Here is a 4,495-nt window from a genome sequence, read left to right on the forward strand (position 1 = left end):
GTTGATATGGACACAGTGAGAAGAACCATGCAAATAAACCTGTATGGACCTATGGACTTATCTAAAACCCTATTGAATCTTTTAAAAGGAAGTGCTGAAGGTAGAATCATAAATATTAGTAGCGGATTGGGTGCAATGAATGAGATGGCTGGTGGGCATCCTTCCTATAGATTGTCAAAGGTAGGCCTGAACGCCTTCACTAAAATACTTTCATCAGATTTATCTGATACAAACATTAAAGTAAACAGCATGTGCCCTGGCTGGGTTAAAACAGACATGGGAGGCAAAGGGGCACAACGTTCTGTTGAACAGGGGGCAGATACAGCGGTGTGGCTAGCTACCGCTGAAGACATACCTAACGGAAAGTTTTTAAGGGATAGAAAAGTGATTGAATGGTAAAATCCCTAATAAACTAGATATCCATTTACTTTGCCAACTTACCATTCAAACTCATCCAGCCGCCACCATTGTATACTTCATCAAACCCTTTTGATTTTAGCACTCCTTTCGCTACTCCACTTCGCATTCCTGACACGCAACAGGTTATAATGGGTTTCTTTTTGTCTAATTGGTTTAGTTTTTTATCTAACTGATCTAATGGTATGTTAATTGAATTGGTTACATGACCACCTGCATATTCTGCTGATGACCTGACATCTACTATAATTGCTCCAGCCTGAACTAATTCTTTGTAATTAGTACTTGAGCTACTGATTAAATTTTTAAGTGCTTCTAACATTTTATTGTATTAATAATTACACAATGTTATCAGTTCTGTGATAAAGTATGTGTAACCAATGTTACAAACACCTTCACCTCATCACCCATAATCCAACTATCACTTCCTACACCAAAATCCAATCTATCAATTTCGAATTGCGCTGAATACGTGGTTTGATTCTTATCAGTTTTATTCACAGCAAAAGAAATAGTAATATTTTTGGTAATTCCTTTTATGGTCAGGTCAAAAACTCCTTCAAAACTATCACTGTCATTCCTTTTGATAGTTTTTGATTTTAGAGTAATTAATGGATGTTTTTCTGCATCAAAGTAGTCTTCCTTCTTAAGATGTTTGTCTCTTAGTCCAATACCTGTATCAATCGTGTTTACTTTTATAGACCCTTCAATGGTGCAATTATCTAAATCATCTGGATTGAATTTGATGGTTGCGTCTTCTAGTTGAAATGCGCCATTAACTTTTATACCGGCATTTTTGATACTAAAAGAAATTTCACTAGAAATTACCTCTTGAGCATTTAAGCAGGTTGCAAAAAGAATGAAAAGCGTAGTAGTTAAAATTTTACCCATCAGAATTACAATTTACTTCTAAGATGAGCAATAATAAACATTGCCCTACTAATTTGAGTAGGGCAATGAATTAGTTATTCATGCCTTAAGGCAACCAGGCCAAACCCCTTTTAGATTTCCACAAAAAGTATTTTTCCAAAAATACTTTTGTGAAGTCATAAAAGATGTTTGGAATCATAATGGCGAATGTGCGCGGTTTAAATAAATGGTTAGATAATATCAGCACTTCTTTTTTACCTGCATCCATCACGCAAAGTCCAGGTATTTTACCCCAAGGCTTTTTGATTAGGTCTTCCCGTCCTTTAGCCGTTCTTACAATATTTTCCGCTACAATTTTTCCTGTTTCATCTGATGGATAACCTGTTTTTGGTGCAGAAAATGGTATGTTTTTACATTCAAAAGGCAAATCTACATGAACGGCTATACCAGCTGCCCATACATTTTTTAATTCCTTATGCCTGTAACTTTCTGTTACTGGAATGTAACCCACTTCTGTAGAAGGTAGAGTCGGAGAGTTTTTAACAAAATCTACACCAACGAAAGGCGGCATTAACATGGTTAATGCGCTATCAATCACCTCACCATTAGTAAGGATTATTGAGTTGGCAGTCACTTCCTTAACAGCTACTCCAGTTTTGTAATGGATGTGAAACATTTTCATAAACCCTTTAAGCATGGTTTCGCCCATAGGCATGCCATCAATACCAAAGTGGCCGAGGTAGTCTTCCGGGGTTATCCAATACAGGTCTACTTTCTTTCTAATGTTCTGCTCTCTAAGCCATTTCTCAATGTTGAAAAGAAACTCATACGCAGCACCCATACATCCTGCGTTTTGGGTAGCTCCAATTACTATTGGACCGGGGTTCTTTTTAAATTCATCTAGAGCAGCTCTTAATTTCATAGCACCATTTGGAGTTCCAATATAGTGGGCGTGTTCAGCAACTCCCGGAGCTACATCGTACTTAACTTTAGGACCAGTGGCTATCACCAAATTATCGTAATAAAATTCGCCTTTGGTTGTACTAACAACTTGATTAAAAGTATCAACATTGAGAGCTTCGGCATGAACAAAATCAACACCTTTCTTTTTAAGGATGTTTTCTTTCTTGAAAGAGATGTCTTTCATTTCCCTCCTTTTAAAAGGAACCCATATTAAAGATGGGATGAATAAGAAGAGTGGAGATTTATCAATAAGGATAACATGGTGATCCTTTTTACCTTTTCTTTTGATTTCGATTGCGGCAGTCATGCCTGCAAAACTGCCACCTACTACTACTGTGGTTTTCATAACTTCCTTTGTTTTGTCAGTATCGAAATTAGTGAACAATACATTGATTTTGAATGACAATAGTCAAGATAAAAGCTGCTATTAAGCGGTTTTTTTATTTTGAAAAAGATAACCCGCTTTTTGTTATTAGATAAAGTTTAATATATTTGACTAATAAACTAAAAAAGTCAAAAAGTATAATGTCTGATACAAGAGAAACTTTGCTAAAGATTGCCGGTAAGGCATTTAGTAAATATGGGTTTTCTAAAACCTCCATGGATGATATTGCGAAGACTGCACGTAAAGCAAAGGGTTCACTTTATTATCATTTCGAAAGTAAAGACACGCTTTTCAAAGAAGTGGTGGCAGCAGAGCTGAAGTTTCTGAAAGAAGAACTTACAGTCATATTTCAACAAGAGAATACAAATTCTTGCGAAGTACTACGTGATTACATGCTAAAGCGTATGCTTATTCTTAAAGCATCAATTAATTATCAGGAAACACTAAGACCTGAGTTCTATGAGTTTTATGAGTTTTTAAATGATGTGAAGACTGAAATGGATGCTTGGGAAATGGATCAGATTGAACATTTATTGAATAAAGGATTGGCAAGTGGGGAACTTGAGTTGCCCGGTTCTATAAGAGTTTATGCAGAGGTGTTGGTGATGTTGTTGAAAGGACTTGAAACTCCATTTTTTCTACAAGGTGAGTACGATAGGCTCGAAGCTCATTTTGATAATTTGATTGCGGTTATTTCTAAAGGTATTTCAAAATAATAATATGAATTCACTTAAATATTTCTTTGTCTATTTGCTACCGGTAAGCGTGTATTTTGCATTTAACACTACTGGTTTATTGACCTTCATGCCCATCGTTATATTTTTCGGAATTGTGCCACTATTAGAGTTGTTTGTTAAACCAGATTCGGCAAACATGGACAAGAAGATTGCCCATGATGAAAAAAATAAAGTTTTGTATGATTGGATTCTATATTTATCAGTTCCAGTACAAATTGCATTTCTAATTTATTTCTTATTCATCATTCAAAATACGGCTTTCGGGTCTATTGAGTTTGTCGGAAGAATATTATCTATGGGATTAATGTGTGGTGTTTTAGGTATTAATGTAGGGCATGAACTAGGACATAGGCATAGTAGAATTGAGCAATTTCTTGGCGAAATATTATTACTAACCTCACTTGATACCCATTTCCTTCCTTATCATAATGGAGGCCACCATCGTAATGTTGCCACCCCAAACGATTCAGCAACCGCGAAGAAAAATGAGCTTCTTTTTACTTTTTGGATAACGTCTCACTTTGGTAGTTATATTGAAGCCTGGAATCTTGAAAACAGGAGAATGAGAAAACTGAACAAGTCTGTTCTTTCTTTAAAAAATCGGATGGTGGGTTATTCAATTGCAAACATAATTTTACTAGTCACCATCTACTTTATCTTTGGTCTTAATGTTTTAATTGGATTCATTGCCGCTGCTGTTATTGGCATTTTATTACTAGAAACAGTTAACTACATAGAGCATTATGGCTTGCTGAGAAAGAAAAGTGAGTCTGGTGTTTATGAACTTGTAAAGCATCAGCATTCCTGGAATTCCGATCACCCAATTGGCAGGGCTTTACTTTTTAACCTTTCAAGACATTCAGATCATCATTACAATGGAAGTAAAAAATACCAAATTCTGGATTCGGTCGAATCTAGTCCTCAAATGCCTACCGGGTATCCTGGCATGATGGTGCTAGCAGTATTTCAACCTCTTTGGTTTATGGTAATGAATAAGCAGCTGAATAAGTATCAACCTGAAGAGGTTAATAGTTAATAATCTTTTAGCATGAATTTAAAAGACAGTTATGATTATATTATTGTAGGCTCTGGTTTCGGAGGGTCGGTATCTGCCCTTAGGCTC

The 4,495-nt window shown here is 35.9% G+C and carries 6 protein-coding genes; 3 read left to right on the forward strand and 3 right to left on the reverse strand.

Annotation, left to right across the window (positions count from 1 at the left end; genetic code table 11):
• The coding region (locus tag RLO81_RS10945; protein ID WP_350111388.1) for an SDR family NAD(P)-dependent oxidoreductase at nucleotides 1-399 on the forward strand (399 nt) is incomplete at its 5' end.
• A 25-nt stretch (nucleotides 400-424) separates the two neighbouring features.
• Here the strand turns inward: RLO81_RS10945 and RLO81_RS10950 are convergent.
• The 3 genes from RLO81_RS10950 to RLO81_RS10960 all read right to left on the reverse strand — a co-directional run bounded on the left by RLO81_RS10950 (nucleotide 425) and on the right by RLO81_RS10960 (nucleotide 2,596).
• Nucleotides 425-739, reverse strand: coding sequence for a rhodanese-like domain-containing protein (locus tag RLO81_RS10950; protein ID WP_350111391.1), 315 nt, complete (start codon nucleotides 737-739; stop codon nucleotides 425-427).
• Between the two features lie 29 nt (nucleotides 740-768).
• Nucleotides 769-1,308 carry a YceI family protein gene (locus RLO81_RS10955; RefSeq protein ID WP_350111394.1) on the reverse strand — a complete coding sequence of 180 codons (540 nt, stop codon included), beginning with the start codon at nucleotides 1,306-1,308 and terminating at the stop codon, nucleotides 769-771.
• Nucleotides 1,309-1,393: 85 nt separating this feature from the next.
• Complete coding sequence (locus RLO81_RS10960; protein ID WP_350111397.1) at nucleotides 1,394-2,596, reverse strand: NAD(P)/FAD-dependent oxidoreductase; 1,203 nt, start codon at nucleotides 2,594-2,596, stop codon at nucleotides 1,394-1,396.
• Nucleotides 2,597-2,775: 179 nt separating this feature from the next.
• Here RLO81_RS10960 and RLO81_RS10965 point away from each other — a divergent pair, with 179 nt between their 5' ends.
• Nucleotides 2,776-3,351, forward strand: coding sequence for a TetR/AcrR family transcriptional regulator (locus tag RLO81_RS10965; RefSeq protein WP_350111399.1), 576 nt, complete (start codon nucleotides 2,776-2,778; stop codon nucleotides 3,349-3,351).
• Between the two features lie 4 nt (nucleotides 3,352-3,355).
• A complete protein-coding gene (locus RLO81_RS10970; RefSeq protein ID WP_350111402.1) occupies nucleotides 3,356-4,408 on the forward strand; it encodes an alkane 1-monooxygenase in 1,053 nt (350 codons plus the stop codon).
• The last annotated feature ends 87 nt before the right edge of the window (nucleotides 4,409-4,495 follow it).

This window comes from Fulvivirga sp. (genome assembly GCF_040220315.1).
Taxonomy (GTDB): Bacteria; Bacteroidota; Bacteroidia; order Cytophagales; family Cyclobacteriaceae; genus Fulvivirga.

Coding starts and splice junctions, on each gene's coding strand:
- RLO81_RS10970 (WP_350111402.1), top strand. CDS start 3,356: ATGAATTCACTTAAATATTTCTTTGTCTATTTGCTACCGGTAAGCGTG.
- RLO81_RS10960 (WP_350111397.1), bottom strand. CDS start 2,596: ATGAAAACCACAGTAGTAGTAGGTGGCAGTTTTGCAGGCATGACTGCC.
- RLO81_RS10950 (WP_350111391.1), bottom strand. CDS start 739: ATGTTAGAAGCACTTAAAAATTTAATCAGTAGCTCAAGTACTAATTAC.
- RLO81_RS10965 (WP_350111399.1), top strand. CDS start 2,776: ATGTCTGATACAAGAGAAACTTTGCTAAAGATTGCCGGTAAGGCATTT.
- RLO81_RS10955 (WP_350111394.1), bottom strand. CDS start 1,308: ATGGGTAAAATTTTAACTACTACGCTTTTCATTCTTTTTGCAACCTGC.